General features: G+C 65.1%; 10 protein-coding genes. 5 read left to right on the top strand and 5 right to left on the bottom strand.

Annotated elements, in window-relative coordinates; genetic code table 11:
• Nucleotides 1–330: 330 nt before the first annotated feature.
• Nucleotides 331–1,200 carry a transglutaminase-like domain-containing protein gene (locus tag DPM33_RS26055; RefSeq protein ID WP_112100271.1) on the bottom strand — a complete coding sequence of 290 codons (870 nt, stop codon included), beginning with the start codon at nt 1,198–1,200 and terminating at the stop codon, nt 331–333.
• Nucleotides 1,201–1,369: 169 nt separating this feature from the next.
• On the opposite strand from DPM33_RS26055, the gene DPM33_RS26050 reads away from it, so the two are divergent.
• Nucleotides 1,370–2,035 carry an HAD-IA family hydrolase gene (locus DPM33_RS26050; RefSeq protein ID WP_112100270.1) on the top strand — a complete coding sequence of 222 codons (666 nt, stop codon included), beginning with the start codon at nt 1,370–1,372 and terminating at the stop codon, nt 2,033–2,035.
• 7 nt (nt 2,036–2,042) lie between these two features.
• Here DPM33_RS26050 and DPM33_RS26045 read toward each other — a convergent pair whose 3' ends face one another.
• Entirely contained in the window at nt 2,043–2,264 is a 222-nt protein-coding gene (locus tag DPM33_RS26045; protein WP_112100372.1) for a DUF1674 domain-containing protein, read from the bottom strand.
• Nucleotides 2,265–2,424: 160 nt separating this feature from the next.
• On the opposite strand from DPM33_RS26045, the gene htpX reads away from it, so the two are divergent.
• The 4 genes from htpX to purH all read left to right on the top strand — a co-directional run bounded on the left by htpX (nt 2,425) and on the right by purH (nt 8,418).
• The gene (htpX, locus tag DPM33_RS26040) at nt 2,425–3,447 is read left to right on the top strand and encodes a zinc metalloprotease HtpX (RefSeq protein WP_112100269.1); all 1,023 of its coding nucleotides are present in this window, start codon (nt 2,425–2,427) and stop codon (nt 3,445–3,447) included.
• A complete protein-coding gene (locus DPM33_RS26035) occupies nt 3,438–4,820 on the top strand; it encodes an RsmB/NOP family class I SAM-dependent RNA methyltransferase (RefSeq protein WP_167449225.1) in 1,383 nt (460 codons plus the stop codon). Before htpX ends, DPM33_RS26035 begins: the two co-directional genes overlap by 10 nt.
• A 126-nt stretch (nt 4,821–4,946) precedes the next feature.
• Nucleotides 4,947–6,692, top strand: a complete 1,746-nt coding sequence (locus DPM33_RS26030; RefSeq protein ID WP_208648455.1) for a heparinase II/III family protein — start codon at nt 4,947–4,949, stop codon at nt 6,690–6,692.
• 109 nt (nt 6,693–6,801) lie between these two features.
• Nucleotides 6,802–8,418, top strand: coding sequence for a bifunctional phosphoribosylaminoimidazolecarboxamide formyltransferase/IMP cyclohydrolase (gene purH / locus DPM33_RS26025; RefSeq protein ID WP_112100267.1), 1,617 nt, complete (start codon nt 6,802–6,804; stop codon nt 8,416–8,418).
• A gap of 154 nt (nt 8,419–8,572) precedes the next feature.
• On the opposite strand, the gene DPM33_RS26020 is transcribed toward purH, so the two are convergent.
• The 3 genes from DPM33_RS26020 to DPM33_RS26010 form a co-directional block, all read right to left on the bottom strand.
• Entirely contained in the window at nt 8,573–9,946 is a 1,374-nt protein-coding gene (locus DPM33_RS26020) for an MFS transporter (protein ID WP_112100266.1), read from the bottom strand.
• Nucleotides 9,947–9,994: 48 nt separating this feature from the next.
• On the bottom strand, nt 9,995–10,720 hold the full coding sequence (locus DPM33_RS26015; RefSeq protein ID WP_245442395.1) for a class I SAM-dependent methyltransferase: 726 nt from the start codon (nt 10,718–10,720) through the stop codon (nt 9,995–9,997).
• An 85-nt stretch (nt 10,721–10,805) separates the two neighbouring features.
• Nucleotides 10,806–15,584: an NAD-glutamate dehydrogenase gene (locus DPM33_RS26010; RefSeq protein WP_112100264.1), complete on the bottom strand. Its 4,779-nt coding sequence runs from the start codon at nt 15,582–15,584 to the stop codon at nt 10,806–10,808.
• Nucleotides 15,585–15,710: the final 126 nt, after the last annotated feature.

Below are 15,710 nucleotides of genomic sequence, written 5' to 3'. Positions count from 1 at the left end.
GGGTTAATTCGTTGTTTTTGCTGGAATCCGGCTGCTCGAAGAGTGAATGGGAGGTAAACAAAAATGCGTTGGCGAGCTGATCTTCATGAAGCGCTTACCATGATCCTTACGGCGGTCATGGTCGTTCCTTCTTCGGCACAATCCGACTGTGCCGAAGCGGGTCACGGCGGTGATGGAAGCAGCAGCCCAGGGTCTGTTGAGATTCAGGTCAGGCCGAGTCGAAAACGATAGCTTTTGAGAACCGGAGCGGAGCGTACTTTTCGTACGCGAGCACCGGAAGCGCAGAAAGCCAGCGTTTGCAGGCCGGCCTCACCTGAATATCAATAGACCCTAAGCCAGCATCTGCGTGCTGGCTGTCCGATCGATTCCATGATGCGGAGGATTGAAGCGGTTGCCTTCCTGCTCGTAGGTCCAGACCTTGAACAGGGCGAGCCGATGCGGGCCAAAACTGTGCAGCAGCGGCACGTCTGTGGCGTCGCGGCCGCGAGCGATGACGATCCGGCCGATGCGCGGCTGGTTGTGGCGAGGGTCGAACGCGTACCATTTGCCGTCGAGGAACACTTCCATCCAGGCAGAAAAATCCATCGGCGCCGGATCGGCTGGTACGCCGATGTCGCCGAGATAGCCGTTCACGTAGCGCGCCGGAATGTTCATGCATCGGCAAAGCGTGATCGCCAGATGCGCGAAATCGCGGCAGACGCCGACCCGCTCCTCATGCGCCTGAGCTGCCGTGCGGGTGGCGCGCGCATAGCCGTAGCCAAAGGAAAGCCGGCTGTTGACGTAGTCGACGATCGCCTGGACGCGCGCCCAGCCGGGCGGCAAATGGCCGAAAAGCTGCCAGGCGACGTTGCTGAGGTGGTCGGTCTCGCAATAACGGCTGCCGAGCAGATAGACCAGAACGTCGTCGGGCAGATCCGCGACCGGCGTTTCGCGCGCCAGCGTGTTGACCTCATCAGCCTCGCCGCTGTCCTCGATCACCGCGTCATAGAGGATGCGGAAATTGCCTGCGGGCGCCGTGAACCGGCGGCAGATATTGCCGTGCCGGTCGCGATAGGTCCGGGTCGGCACGGAAGGCGAGGTCATGACCCGCGTCTGCCGCTTGATGTCGGCATGCCGGTCGGGATGGATGTCGAGAAGCGAGATGATCGGCGTCGCCGCCGCGCATTCGATAGCGATTTCATAGCCGAGCCGGATCAGCATCGCATGCCCCCTTTTTGATTTTGGAAATTCTGCCGTTCAACGCCGCGAACCGGAAGGTTGTTCCCGTGCTAAGTCGAAATGGTGGGTATCTCGCCTTCTCAGGCAGTGCTGGCCGGTCTAAACTGGCTTTGCGTTTCGCCCTCCCGAAAACGATTCTCCAGGACATCCGATGTTTGCAGGCTCAAAGTTCGCCGCCTTCCTGTTCGATATGGACGGCACGGTGCTCAACTCGATCGCCGCGGCGGAACGGGTTTGGACGAAATGGGCGGAGCGCCACGGCCTCGACGTCGCCACCTTCCTGCCGACGATCCACGGCAAGCGGGCGATCGAGACGATCGGCGGATTGAGGCTTCCGGGCGTCGATGCCGTCGCGGAAGCCGACGCGCTGCTCAAGGCCGAGGCCGACGACCTCGAAGGCATCGTCCCGATCCCCGGCGCCGTCCCTTTCCTGAAGTCACTGCCGCCGGAGCGGTGGGCCATCGTCACCTCGGCGCCGCGCGAATTGGCGCTGCTGCGCATCGAGGCTGCCGGTATTCCGGTTCCCGCCATGATGGTGACGGCGGAAGATGTGACCCATGGCAAGCCGGCGCCGGACTGTTTCCTTCTGGCGGCAAAGCGTCTCGGCGTCGAGGCGCGCGACTGTCTGGTCTTCGAGGATGCGCCGGCGGGCATCGCGGCCGGCGAGGCTTCCGGCGCCTCGGTGATGGTGATCAGCGCCACCCATGTCCATCCGCTGCAGACGCGGCACGACAGCATTGCCAGCTACGACGAAATCGGCATTGCGGTCGACGACACCGGCTTGATCAGCCTCGAGCAGCAGCGCGACGCCGCCTAGGTCTTCTTTAAAAGTCGGCCGCGAGGCCCTTGACCTCCCAGTCGCCGTAGCGGCCGGGTTCCTTGCCGCCGCGGCCACCGATTTCCTTCGGCAATTGAGCTTCCGCCGCTCGATACTTTTGACGACGAGCCTCAGCTTCTGCTAACGCCCGCTGCGCTTCGGGCGTCAGCGTTTTTTGCGGCTCGTCGGCCCCTGTGACTGGTGCGGTTTTGCTTGGCTCTTCGGTCATGCGATACTCCCGCCGATTGAAACGGAGACCGGCGTCTCCCATCATATAGCCATGACACGAGAAGGATCGACCCCTATTGATGAGCATCGGAATATAACCGGATTCCACTTTTCGGTCCGATGCTTTGGCCCCTCCGACACCAAGTCAGACGGATGAAACGATGAACACGCTTCGCACCGCCATGCTTCTCGCCGCGATGACGGCGCTGTTCATGGGCATCGGCTATCTGATCGGCGGCTCGGGCGGCATGGTCATCGCGCTTTTGATCGCCGCCGGCACCAATCTGTTCAGCTATTGGAACGCCGACAAGATGGTGCTGTCGATGAACCGCGCCGTCGAGGTCGACGAAAAGAACGCGCCCGAATATTACGCGATCGTCCAGACGCTGGCCAAGCGGGCCGGCCTGCCGATGCCGAAGACCTATCTGATCGACAATCCGCAGCCCAACGCCTTCGCCACCGGCCGCAACCCCGAGAATGCCGCCGTGGCCGCGTCCACGGGCCTGCTCGAGCGGTTGAACCACGAAGAGGTCGCCGCGGTGATGGCGCACGAGCTTGCCCATGTGCAGCATCGCGACACGCTGACCATGACGATCGTGGCGACGCTTGCCGGCGCCATCTCGATGCTCGGCAATTTCGCCTTCTTCTTCGGCGGCAACCGCGACAACAACAACCCGTTCGGCTTCGTCGGCGTGCTGGTCGCGATGCTGGTGGCGCCCTTCGCCGCCATGATCGTGCAGATGGCGGTGAGCCGCACCCGCGAATACGCAGCCGACCGCCGCGGCGCCGAGATATGCGGCAATCCGCTGTGGCTGGCCTCGGCGCTCGACAAGATCGCGCGCGGCGCCGAGCAGATCCCCAATGAGGATGCCGAGCGCAACCCGGCGATGGCGCATCTTTTCATCATCAACCCCCTGCATGGCGAGCGCATGGATAGTCTGTTCTCGACTCACCCGAACACCGAGAACCGCATCGCGGCGCTGCGGGAGATGGCGCGCGGGATGGCCGGGCCCCCGCAAGCCAGCCGGCGCCAGGCTTCGCCGCCCCCCATCCAGCCCGAGGAGCCGTCAGCCGGTCCGTGGGGCAAGCCGGCGGAGCCCGAACCGACGCAACCGAAACCCAACCCCTGGGGCCGCAACCCAACCGGACCGCGCAATGTCCGCTCGAAGGGTCCGTGGTCGTGACGCCGCCGAGGCGCGGACATTCAGGCAATCCGCAACACAGGGCTGGTGACTCCAACGTCGCCGGCCTTGCCGCGCGCAAGGCGGCGGCAAGGCTGCTGGCCGCCGTCATCGATGCACGCACACCGCTCGATGGGTTGACCGACAACGAGCACGGCCATCCGCAATACAAGGCGCTCGACGGCCGCGACCGCGCGCTGGTGCGCGCCATCCTGGTCACGGCGCTGCGCCATCGCATGACCATCGCCAGGCTGCTGTCCAAGCGGCTGGAAAAGCCGCTGCCGCCCAACGCCACCGCGCTGTCGCATATCCTGCATGTCGCCGCCGCGCAAATCCTGTTCCTCGACGTTCCGGACAGCGCCGCCGTCGATCTTGCCGTCACCCACGCCAAATCCGATCCGCGCACCACCCGCTTCTCCGGCCTGGTCAACGGCGTGCTGCGTTCGCTGGCGCGCGCCAAGCAGGAGGAGCTTGCCCCGGCGCTTGCCGCAACCAGCGAGGCGCCGCAATGGTTCGTCGAGCGGCTAACCGCAGCCTACGGAGCCGAGAAGACGCGTGCCATCCTTGCCGCACATCGCCACGAGGCGCCCGTCGATTTCACGGTCAAGGCCGATTCTGCACTTTGGGCCGAGAGGCTGGGCGGCATTGTGCTGACGACCGGCACCGTGCGGGTCGAAAAACTCGCCGCCAATGTCACCGATCTGCCTGGCTTCGCCGATGGCGCCTGGTGGGTGCAGGATACGGCCGCCAGCCTGCCGGCGCGCCTGTTCGGCGGCATAAAGGGCCAGCGCGTCGCCGACCTTTGTGCCGCGCCCGGCGGCAAGACGGCGCAGCTCATACTGGCCGGCGCCGAAGTGACCGCGGTCGACACCTCGAAGAACCGGCTGGCGCGGCTGGCGCAGAATCTCGACCGCCTCGGTCTTACGGCCGAACTCGTCCCGACCGACCTTCTGGATTACCGGCCGGCGCGATTGTTCGACGCCGTGCTGCTCGACACGCCCTGTTCCTCGACCGGCACCGTGCGCCGTCATCCCGATGTGCCGTGGACCAAGACCATGGCCGATGTCGAAAAGCTCGCCGCGCTCCAGCGCAAGCTGCTTGCCCACGCCGTTACGCTCGTCAGGCCCGGCGGCCGCATCGTCTTTTCCAACTGTTCGCTCGATCCGATCGAGGGCGAGGAACTTTACAGCGCCTTCCTGACCGAAACGCCCGGGGTGATCGACGACCCGATCCGCCCGGGCGAGTTTGCAGACCTCGACCCGTTCCTCACATCTGTGGGCACGCTGCGCACCACGCCTGCCGACATGGTGCTGGAATCACCTGGAATTTCAGGCCTGGACGGCTTCTTCGCCGCGCGGATGAGACGGAGCTTTTGAAGCGTTATCTCATAAAACTTGCTGACTTTTTTAGGGACGGCACGGGCAAAGCGGCGTGAAGCGGTTCACTTTGGTGAATTCCGCCTTCGCATAAGTTCTTGAATCGCATAAGCTTGTGCTTGGGTTATGGGGACATCAGGAGGGCTATTGGCACTTGTTGCCGGCAGCACGGCACGTCTTTGGACGCTTGTCGCGAGGGAGTTCTGGCGCAAGACGCGCCGGCGTTTGCGCGCCGGCCCGATCTATCGCTGGCGCTATTCCGGCCGCACGCCCGAACGCGTCCTGATCGCGCCGCCGGATTTGCGGCTCGCCGATCCGCAGATCGCGCTGGAGATCTATTACGGCCGCTACCCGCTCTCTGGCCATCTGGTCGAGACCGGTGGCAGGTCGCCCTTTCAGCTCGAAGTGCCCAATCGCGGCTGGCAGAAATCGCTGCACGGCTTCCGCTGGTTGCGCCATATGCGCGCCACCGGTACCGAGCTCGCGGCAGCCAATGCAAGGGCCCTGGTCACCGACTGGATCGCCATGCACGGCAACCAGATCTCCGGCGTCGCCTGGGAGCCGGGAACGACGGCCAAGCGGGTGATCGCCTGGCTGCAGCATTCCTCGGTCGTGCTGCAGGGCGCCGAATTCCCATTCTATCGCGCCTTCCTCAAATCGCTGGCCATGCAGATCCGCTACTTGCGCTCGATGGCCCGCGAGATGCCGGATGGCGAGGGCAGGCTGCGCGCCCGCATCGCGCTGGCTTTCGCAGCCTTGTCCCTGCCGGCGCCGGCTTCGGCGCTGCGTTCCGCGACGCGCAACCTGGCCGAAGAGCTGGAGCATCAGATTCTGCCCGACGGCGGCCACATCTCGCGCAAACCGATGGCGGTGCTGGAATTGCTCGCCGACCTTTTGCCGCTGCGCCAGACCTATGCCAACCAGGCCGAGGCGCCGCCTTCGGCCTTGATCGGCGCCATCGACCGCATGTTGCCGGCGCTGCGCTTCTTCCGCCACCAGGACGGCAGCCTTGCCCGCTTCAACGGCATGGGCGCCACCATCCATGACCGCATCGCCACCATCATGCGCCACGACGACACGGTGGGAGCGCCGCTTCTGCACGCGCCGCATTCCGGCTATGAGCGGCTGTCGATGGGCGGCGTGACGGTGATTGCCGACACCGGCCCGCCGCCGCCGGTCGACGTCTCCATCGCGGCGCACGCCGGTTGCCTTGCCTTCGAACTCTCCTCAGGACGCCAGCATTTCATCGTCAATGCCGGCATCGACACTTACGGTGCCCCGGAATTCCGGCCGCTGGCGCGCGCCACCGCCGCGCATTCGACAGCGACCGTCAACGACACCTCGTCTGCGCGCTTCAGCCACTCGCTGCGTGTCAGCGATCTGCTGGGCTCACCGCTGATCGGCGGCCCGCAGCACGTGCCCTGCAAGCGCCTCGACCAGAAGGGCATGCAAGGTTTCGTCGCCCGCCATGACGGCTACGCCGCCCAGTTCGGCTTCCTGCATGAGCGCGAGCTGAAGCTGGCCTCGAACGGCAACGTGCTGACCGGCCGCGACCGTTTCCTGCGCCAAGGCGGCGGCGCGATCCGCAACAATGGCCGCGACTTCGTCACGGTGCGCTTTCACGTCCACCCCGACATCAGCGTGCTGCAGGACGACCATGATCGCTTCACGCTGGCCGCCGCGCATGGCGACACCTGGGTTTTCACCTGCGCCGAAGTGGTGCCGGAGGTCGAGGAATCGATCTATTTCGCCGGCCTGAGCGGCCCGCGCCGCAGCCGGCAGATCGTGCTTGCATTCAAGGCCTCGGAGATTGCCGAGGTCCATTGGCAGCTGACCCGCACAAACGTCGCCGGCTATCCCGAGAACAACTGAGTTCCGGACAAATCCGGCTGCGCGCTTGATTTCCCAGACTCACTTGATTTCCGAGGCTCATATGCTAGGGCCGGCCAACGCTCCCCCAACAGCCGTGAAAGGCCTCCGCATGGCCGTGCCCACAAAAAACATTCCGGCGCCCGATCTCGTTCCGGTGCGCCGCGCGCTGCTTTCCGTCTTCGACAAGACCGGCCTGATCGATTTCGCCAAGGCGCTCGCCGCTGCCGGCGTCGAGCTGGTTTCGACCGGCGGCACTGCAAAGGCGATCGCAGAGGCCGGCCTTGCGGTGCGCGACGTCTCCGAGCTGACCGGCTTTCCCGAAATCATGGACGGCCGGGTGAAGACCTTGCACCCGTCGGTGCATGGCGCGCTTCTCGGCATCCGCGACGACGCCGACCACGCCAAGGCGATGCGCGATCATCACATCGAGCCGATCGACCTTCTCGTCTCCAATCTCTATCCGTTCGAGGAAGTCCGTCGCTCCGGCGCTGGCTATGCCTCGATCGTCGAGAACATCGACATCGGCGGTCCGGCGATGATCCGCGCCTCGGCTAAGAACCATGCCTATGTCGCCATCGTCACCGACCCCGCCGACTATGCCTCGGTGCTCAACGCGCTGGAGATGAATCTCGGCTCGCTGTCGCTGGATTTCCGCAAGAAGCTGGCGGCCAAGGCCTTCGCACGCACCGCCACCTATGACGCGGCGATCTCCGGCTGGTTCGCCGAAGCGCTCGAGATCGAGCATCCGACCTGGCGTGCCTTCGGCGGCCGTCTCGACCAGGTCATGCGCTATGGCGAGAACCCGCATCAGGGCGCCGGCTTCTATCTGTCGGGCGATAAGCGGCCGGGCGTCGCCACGGCGCGCCAGCTTCAGGGCAAGCAACTCTCCTACAACAACATCAACGACACCGACGCCGCCTTCGAGCTGGCCGGCGAGTTCGACCCCACCCGCTCGGCGGCGATCGCGATCATCAAGCACGCCAACCCCTGCGGCGTCGCCGAGGGCGCGACGCTGAAGGCGGCTTACGCCAAGGCGCTGGCCTGCGATCCGGTCTCGGCCTATGGCGGCATCGTCGCCATGAACCGCATCCTCGACGCGGAAGCCGCGGAAGAGATCGTGAAGACCTTCACCGAGGTCATCATCGCGCCCGACGCGACGGACGAGGCTGCCGCGATCGTCGCCGCCAAGAAGAACCTGCGCCTCCTCGTCGCCGGCGGCCTGCCCGATGCACGCGCCGCCGGCACGCTCGTGAAGTCGGTCTCCGGCGGGCTGCTTGTGCAAAGCCGCGACAATGCAGTGGTCGACGACCTCGAGCTGAAGGTGGTGACCAAGCGGGCGCCGACACCGGCCGAGATGGCCGATCTAAAATTCGCCTTCCGCGTTGCCAAGCACGTCAAGTCCAACGCCATCGTCTATGCTAAGGACGGAGCGACGGTGGGCATCGGCGCCGGCCAGATGAGCCGCGTCGATTCCTCGCGCATCGCCGCCCGCAAGGCGCTCGACGCTGCGGAAGCGGCTGGCCTCGCCGAACCGCTGACCAAGGGCTCGGTCGTCGCCTCGGACGCCTTCTTCCCCTTCGCCGACGGCCTGTTGTCGGCGATCGAGGCCGGCGCCACGGCGGTTATCCAGCCCGGCGGCTCTATGCGTGACGATGACGTCATCGCCGCCGCCGACGCGCACGGCATCGCCATGGTGTTCACCGGGGTCAGGCATTTCAGGCATTGATGCTCGACGCGGAGATGCTTCAAGAATTTGGTCCGCTGAGTCGATTGGTGCGGTTTTCGAGAACCGGAGCGGAGCGGACATTCAGGTCCGTGAGCACCGGAAGCGCAGAAAACCGCGGCAAGCGGCCAGCGGAGTAGAATTATCGAAGCGTCTCCTACCGCTTGTCCGCCGGGTAGGGCGTCCCCACCAGGATCGCCATGCCGATGCCGAGGAACAGGATGATCGCCGCCATGCCGAGCCGTGGCGAATCGCTCAGCGTGGTGATGGTCGCCACCATGAACGGCGCCAGGAAGCTGGTCGCCCGTCCCGCCAGCGCATAGATGCCGAAATAGCGGCCGGATTCGGCGGCGGTGACACTGCGCGCCATGTAGGATCGCGACGAGGCCTGCACCGGGCCGAAGGCCAATCCGATCAGCAGGCCGTACAGAATGTAGGCCTTCTCGGCCGCGGTGCCGAACAGCCCCCCGGAATCCGCGGTCGACAGCGGGATCAGCCCGAGCAGCGTGAAGCCCGGTCCGGTCGAGACCACGCCGACGGTTGCGATCGACAGCATCACCAGCGCGATCATCACCACGTGCTTCGAGCCGAAGGCCGTATCAAGCCGCGCCGCGATCCAGCAGCCGAAGATGGCGACCACGTTGAGGATGATGCCGAACAGGCCGATCTCGGTGATCGACCAATGGAACATGCCGGCCGCGAAGGTGCCGCCGAGCGCCAGCAGCGCATTGACGCCGTCCTGATAGATCATGCGCGCCAGCAGGAAGCGCAGGATGCCGCTGCGGGTGCGCACTTCGGCCAGCGTCGACTTCAGTTCCGACAAGCCCTCGCGCACCGCCGGTCCGATCGGGATGCCCTTGGTGGCGTCCGGTGTGAAGAAGAACATCGGCAGGATGAACAGGAAATACCAGCCGGCCGACATCGGACCGGTGAAGCGCGCGTCCTCGCCGAGCTTCGGATCGAGCCCGAACAGCGGGTCGAGGCCGATGAGCGTCTTGCCGGTTTCCAGATTGCCGGCCAGGAAAAGCACCACGAAGATCAGCGCGATCATGCCGCCGAGATAGCCGAGCCCCCAGGCCATGTTGGAGATCTTGCCGATCTCCTCCTTCGGTACCAGCCGTGGCATCATGGAATCGTTGAACACGGTCGAAAATTCCGCCGCCACCGAAGCCAGCGAGAACAGCAGCACGACCAGGAAGAGGTTCGAGCCGGGCGCGGCGAACCACAGCAGGCTGAGGCTGACGATTTTGATCGTGGCGAAGAAGCCGATCCATGGCTTGCGCGGCCCGGTCTGATCGGCGATCGAGCCGAGAACCGGCGAAAGCACCGCGATGACCAGGCCGGCGGCGGCGATGCCGTAACCCCAGGCGGCCTGTCCGGCGGTCGGGTCGCTCGCCATGCGCGAGACGAAATAGGGGCCGAAGATGAAGGTGGTGACGACGGTGAAGAAAGGCTGCGCCGCCCAGTCGAAGAACATCCAGCCCCAGATGCCGCGCCCCGATGCTCGCTGCACTGTGTCTACTGCCGCCATGCTGATTCCCTCGGCCCGCCCGCGTCGGGCGTCATGTCTGCATGTTTTTCATGACGGCGCAAATACGCCCGGCTTGCGACCTGCGACGGCCGTCGCGCAGCCGAAGAAGAAGCGTTTGAACTCCACCTCCAGCCCTTCGCCCCTCAGCATCTCCGCCACATGCGAGGCATCGCCGAAATTGGTAGAATAGGTGCCGATCATCGCGAAATCCCGCGCGCCTCTGAGAAACATCCTTTCGACCAACGGCAACATGACCTTCAGATGGAACAGATAAAGCGGCCGCAGCCACCAGCCTTTCGGATCGGATGCCTCGATCATGCAAAAGACGCCGCCCGGCTTGAGGCATCGAGCGACCAGCTTGGCAAGCCTGGCGTGCTGCTCGCGATTGAACGTCTTCAGGCCGAAGGTCGAGACGATGAAATCGGCGCTTGCGTCGGGCAGGTCGCTTGCCAGCACATCGTCCTCGATGAAGGCGATCTTGTGGGCGCGGTGGGCATGCAGACGCTGCATGGCGCGCAGGTGCATGCCCGTTGAGATGTCGACTGCCGTGATGGCGCCGAGACCGGGAAAGCGCTCGAGCAGGTGGGGCCAGACTTCGCCTGTTCCCGCCATCAGGTCGTAGCCTGTCGGGTTTGGGGCCTGCGGTGTGGGCATCAGCTCGACACATTGCCGGCGCCAGCGCTCGGTAAAACCGAACGAGCAGATCAGGCTGAAGGCGATGTAGCGACCAGAGCAACGGTCGAAGACACCTTTGACGAACTTTGCGTCATAGATATCTTCGCTCGCTTCGTCATGACCTCGGGCGCGGCGGTCCAGGGGTGTTTCCGCGACCGAACGATCATCCTCGAACTTGTCCAGCCTACATCCCCGTCAGGTCGCTCATCAGGCCGGATGCCACCGACAGCCGCGACACGGTGATCTCGCCGCCCTCGGTCAGCGCTTGCAGCCGTTCGCGGATGCGCGCGACGCGCTCGCCGCCGGCCTCCAGCCAGGCCGCGACCGGATCCGCCGCCGTGCCGTGCGCGGTGAGCGCCGCCACCGCGATGCCGCGGCGCGCGACACCGATCGTGTCCGTCGCGCGCGACAGCGCCAGCTGGTCGTAATAGTCCGGCGGCATGATCGAGCGCGCGGCTTCCTCGACGCGCGGGATACGGAAGGCGTCGCTGACGGCGAAGAAGGCCTTGGCCGCGCTGACGATGTCGGCATTGGCCGTTCGCGCGGTGAGCGCGACGTCCGGGATCAGCTCGGCCACCTCGGCCAGAGCGAGTTTCTCGGCGAGCTTTTCCGGCGCGCCGCCCTTGAACAGGCCGTGTCGTCGCTCCTCGATGCGCTCGCGCGAGAAGGCCGGCAGCAGCGACGCCAGCTTCGGCTCGAGCGCCTTGCGGGCTTCCTGCAATTCGGCGATGCGCTGTCCCAGTGGCACGGAACCGGCTTCGTTCTTCAGGTACCAGCCGCTGGTCACGAAGATAAGCCGGCTAACCGCCTGATAGAGATCGAGCTGGACTTGGCCGTCGATCTGGTTGTCGAGCGCATCGATCTCCTTGTAGAGCGCGGGCAGCGCGAAGCCGTCGCGGACCATGGCGAAAATGCGCATGACATCGGCCGCGGTGCGGCCGGTGGATTCCTGCAGCCGGTTGACGAAGGACGGGCCACCGCGATTGACCAGATCGTTGACGAGCACCCGCGTGATGATCTCGCGCCGCAGCCGGTGGTCGCGGATCTCGCCGGCGAATTTCTTCGCCATGCGCTCCGGGAAATAGCCCATCAGATCGCGGTCGAAATGCTGATCGTCCGGCACGTCGCTGGCGACGATGTCGGAGAACAGGACGATCTTGGCATAGGCGAGCAGCACGCCGATCTCGGCCCGGGTCAGCGGCTCGCCGCGCGCCTCGCGTTCGGCAAGGGCCGCCGGCGAGGGCAGCGTCTCGACCGCGCGGTCGAGCAAGCCGCGCGATTCCAGCGCCGTCATGAAGCGCGCCTGGTGCGCGATGTCGGCCAGCCCACGCTTGCGGGCGAGCGACAGCGCCAGCGTCTGCTGGTAGTTGTTGGCGAGCACCAGCGCACCGACCTCGTCGGTCATTTCGGCGAGCAGCTTGTTGCGCGCCGGTCTCGCCAGCGAACCTTTGCGCATGGCGGATGCCAGCGCGATCTTGATGTTGACCTCGACGTCGGAGCAGTTGACGCCGCCCGAATTGTCGATGGCGTCGGAATTGCAGCGGCCGCCATTCAGGCCGAACTCGATGCGCGCCCGCTGCGTGACGCCGAGATTGGCGCCCTCGCCGATCACCTTGGCGCGCACGTCGAGCGCGGTGACGCGGATGGCGTCGTTGGCGCGATCGCCGACATCGGCATTGGTTTCAGCCGATGCCCGCACATAGGTGCCGATGCCGCCGAACCACAGAAGGTCGACCGGCGCCTTGAGGATGGCGTTCATGATCTCGACCGGCGTCGCCGTGGTCTTGGACAAGCCGATCGCGGCCGCCGCCGCCTGCGGCAGCGTGATCGATTTCTGGTTGCGCGAGACGATGACGCCGCCTTCCGACAGCTTCGACTTGTCATAGTCCTGCCACGACGAGCGCGGCAGCGCGAACATGCGCACCCGCTCGGCCATCGAGGCCGCCATGTCCGGATCGGGATCGATGAAGATGTCGCGATGGTCGAAGGCGGCGATCAGCCTGGTCTGCGGCGACAAAAGCATGCCGTTGCCGAACACGTCGCCCGACATGTCGCCGACGCCGACCACGCTGAAGGGCGAGGTCTGGATGTCGCGGTTGATCTCGCGGAAATGCCGCTTCACCGCTTCCCAGGCGCCCTTGGCGGTGATGCCCATCTTCTTGTGGTCGTAACCGGCCGAGCCGCCGCTGGCGAAGGCGTCGTCCAGCCAGAAATTATGCTTTTCGGAGATGGCGTTGGCGGTATCGGAGAAGGTCGCCGTGCCCTTGTCGGCGGCGACGACGAAATAGGGATCGTCCTGGTCACGCCGCACCACGCCGGCCGGCGGGATGACGCCGTCGACGCCGATGTTGTCGGTGATCGACAACAGGCTGGAGACGAAATTCTTGTAGGCCGAAGTGCCTGCTTCGAAGATGGCGTCGCGGCCGCCACCGGCCGGCAGGCGCTTGGGGAAGAAGCCGCCCTTGGCGCCGACCGGCACGATGACCGCGTTCTTGACCTGCTGTGCCTTGACCAGGCCGAGCACCTCGGTGCGGTAATCCTGGGCGCGGTCCGACCAGCGCAGGCCGCCGCGCGCCACCGGTCCGAAGCGCAGATGCACGCCCTCGACCTCGGAGCCGTAGACGAAGATCTCGCGCCATGGCCGTGGCGCCGGCAGGCCCTCGACCGCCTGCGAGTCGAGCTTGATCGCCAGCGACTGCCCCTTCTCCTTCGTATCGGCTACGAAATGATTGGTGCGCAGCGAGGCTTCGATGAGGTTGAGATAGCGGCGGATGATGGTGTCGTCATCGATATTTGGCACCTCCTCCAGCGCGTCCTTGATCTTGGCCTTGAGGTGCTTGGCCGCGACCACGCCATCGCCTTCCGCCGTCGGCCCGAGGCGGGCGACGAACAGCGCATGCAGGCCGCGCGCGATCTCGGGATAGCGGTTGAGCGCCGCGGCGATGAAATCCTGGCTCTGCGGGATGCCGGCCTGCTGCAGGTAGCGGCCATAGGCGCGCAGGATGGTGATCTCGCCTGACCACAGGCCGGCGGTCTGCGCCAGGCCGTTATAGCCGTCATTGTCGACATCGCCGCGCCACACCGAGAGGAACGCGTCCTCGAACAATGCGCCGCCGTCGGCGAGGTCTATTCGCGCGCCGTAGCTGTTCTCCAGCTCCATGTCGTGGATGTAGACCTTGGTCGCCGGATCGTCACCGACCTCGAAGGTGCGCTCGCTGATGACGCGAAAGCCGATGTTTTCCAGCACCGGCACGCGCCGCGACAGCGCCACCGGGCTGCCGAAGTGATAGATCTTCAGCGCCGCCTGCTGCGGCTTTTGGTCGGCATGGCGGTAATAGTCGATCGCTATTGGACTTCCGGCGCTGATCCTGGCGATGCGCCCGGCATCGGCCAGCGCCACGGCCGCCGAAAAGCTGTCGCGATAGCTTTCTGGGAAGCGGGCGGCGATCGCCTTCAGCGCCGGATCGCTGCCCGCGGCTTCCGCGGCCTCGGAGAGCGCGTCTTCCCAGGTGCGCACGATGTCGCGGATCGCTGCCTCGATCGTCGCCTGCTCGATCTTCGGTGTCTTGCCGCCGGAACGGCCGATGATGAAGTGCACGCGCGCCAGCCCGCCCTCCGGGAAGGCCGGGTAATAGGCCGACAGCCGGCCTTCGAACACGGTCTTGAGATAGGCGCCGACCTTCTCGCGCACGACACTGTCATAGCGATCCCGCGGCACGAAGATGATGACGGAAACGAAGCGATCGAACTGATCAAGGCGCACCAGCGCTCTGATCCGCGGCCGTTCGATCAGCCCGAGAATGGCGTTGGCATGCTTTCTGAGGATCGGCACCGGGATCTGGAACAGCTCATCGCGCGGATAGCTCTCAACCACATTGATCAGCGCCTTGCCGGAATGGTCGCTCGGATTGAAGCCGGACTTGGCGATTACGGTTTCGGCCTTCGAGCGCAGATAGGGGATCTTCATCACCGAGCGCGTGTAGGCGGTCGAGGTGAACAGGCCGACGATGCGCAATTCGCCCGCCAGCGCGCCTTTCGACGTGTAGGTCTTGATGCCGATGTAATCGAGATAGATGCGGCGGTGCACCAAAGATTTGGCGTTGGCCTTGGTGACGATCAGCGGCTCCGGCCCGTGCAGGAAGGCGCGGATCTCCGGCGTCGTCGTCACCGCCTCGGTGCCGCGCCGCAGCACCAGCACGTCGGGATCGGACAGGATGCCGAGGCCGGGCTTGTCGGCGCGCTCCAGCGAGCCGCTCTCCTCGCCGCCGACATAGTTGAATTCACGCATGCCGAGGAAGGTGAAATTGTCGTCGCGCAGCCATTCCAGGAAAGCGATCGCCTCGGCGACGCTCTTCTTGTCGAGCGGCACGGCCGAATAGCGGAATTCGGAAATCGCCTGGTCGAGCCGGGCGAGCATGCGCTTCCAGTCGACGACGGCGGCGCGGACCTGTGAAAGCATCTTCCCCAGCCGTTCGGTAAGGCTCTTCCCCTGCTCGGCATTCAACCTTGGAATGTGGACATGGACGACGCTCAGCCGGTCGTGCTCGTCATCCTCCTTGCCGCTGTCGCTGAGGACCTCGGCGACGCCGCTCTTGCCGTGCCGGACAGTGACGATCGGGTGGGTGACCAGTGTCGGCTCGCCTGAGGTCTCGGTGATCTCGCCAAGGATCGAATCGAACAGGAACGGCATGTTGTCGTTGACGACGGTGATGACGGTGACCGGCCGGCCGTCGCAGGCAACGCCGGAATCCGTCTCGACGGCGACGACGCTTTCGCCTTTCTTGTGCTTGGCAACGGCGCGGCCGGCTAGCTCGCCGGCGCGTTCGAGGTCGGCTGCGTGATAGGCCGCGATATCTTCGGTAGGCGCCCGTGCCAGAAGATAGTCGGCAAGCCTTGCCGGTTTCCCCTCCGCCTTCGCGGCGGCGGCAGCTTTCTTCTTTGGCTTGGATTTCACGCTGGCCATGACGCTTATTCCCTCCCGTGGCATGCTTTTGTGGCTATGGTAGCCAGATGAGCGCTGTTTGGCGACAAAGGTTTGACGACGCTTTAAAAAATTCGAACCGACGCCGTCGCCCCCGCGAGGAGAATG

It is taken from the genome of Mesorhizobium hawassense, assembly GCF_003289945.1.
Classification (GTDB): domain Bacteria; phylum Pseudomonadota; class Alphaproteobacteria; order Rhizobiales; family Rhizobiaceae; genus Mesorhizobium; species Mesorhizobium hawassense.
The sequence above is the reverse complement of the archived record's forward strand: the minus strand, read 5'-3'. Positions and strand labels throughout refer to the sequence as shown.

Bases quoted from the DNA above. Each gene is read 5' to 3' on its own strand.
- purH (WP_112100267.1), top strand. From the start codon at position 6,802: ATGGCCGTGCCCACAAAAAACATTCCGGCGCCCGATCTCGTTCCGGTG.
- htpX (WP_112100269.1), top strand. From the start codon at position 2,425: ATGAACACGCTTCGCACCGCCATGCTTCTCGCCGCGATGACGGCGCTG.
- DPM33_RS26045 (WP_112100372.1), bottom strand. From the start codon at position 2,264: ATGACCGAAGAGCCAAGCAAAACCGCACCAGTCACAGGGGCCGACGAG.
- DPM33_RS26055 (WP_112100271.1), bottom strand. From the start codon at position 1,200: ATGCTGATCCGGCTCGGCTATGAAATCGCTATCGAATGCGCGGCGGCG.
- DPM33_RS26020 (WP_112100266.1), bottom strand. From the start codon at position 9,946: ATGGCGGCAGTAGACACAGTGCAGCGAGCATCGGGGCGCGGCATCTGG.
- DPM33_RS26030 (WP_208648455.1), top strand. From the start codon at position 4,947: ATGGGGACATCAGGAGGGCTATTGGCACTTGTTGCCGGCAGCACGGCA.
- DPM33_RS26050 (WP_112100270.1), top strand. From the start codon at position 1,370: ATGTTTGCAGGCTCAAAGTTCGCCGCCTTCCTGTTCGATATGGACGGC.
- DPM33_RS26010 (WP_112100264.1), bottom strand. From the start codon at position 15,584: ATGGCCAGCGTGAAATCCAAGCCAAAGAAGAAAGCTGCCGCCGCCGCG.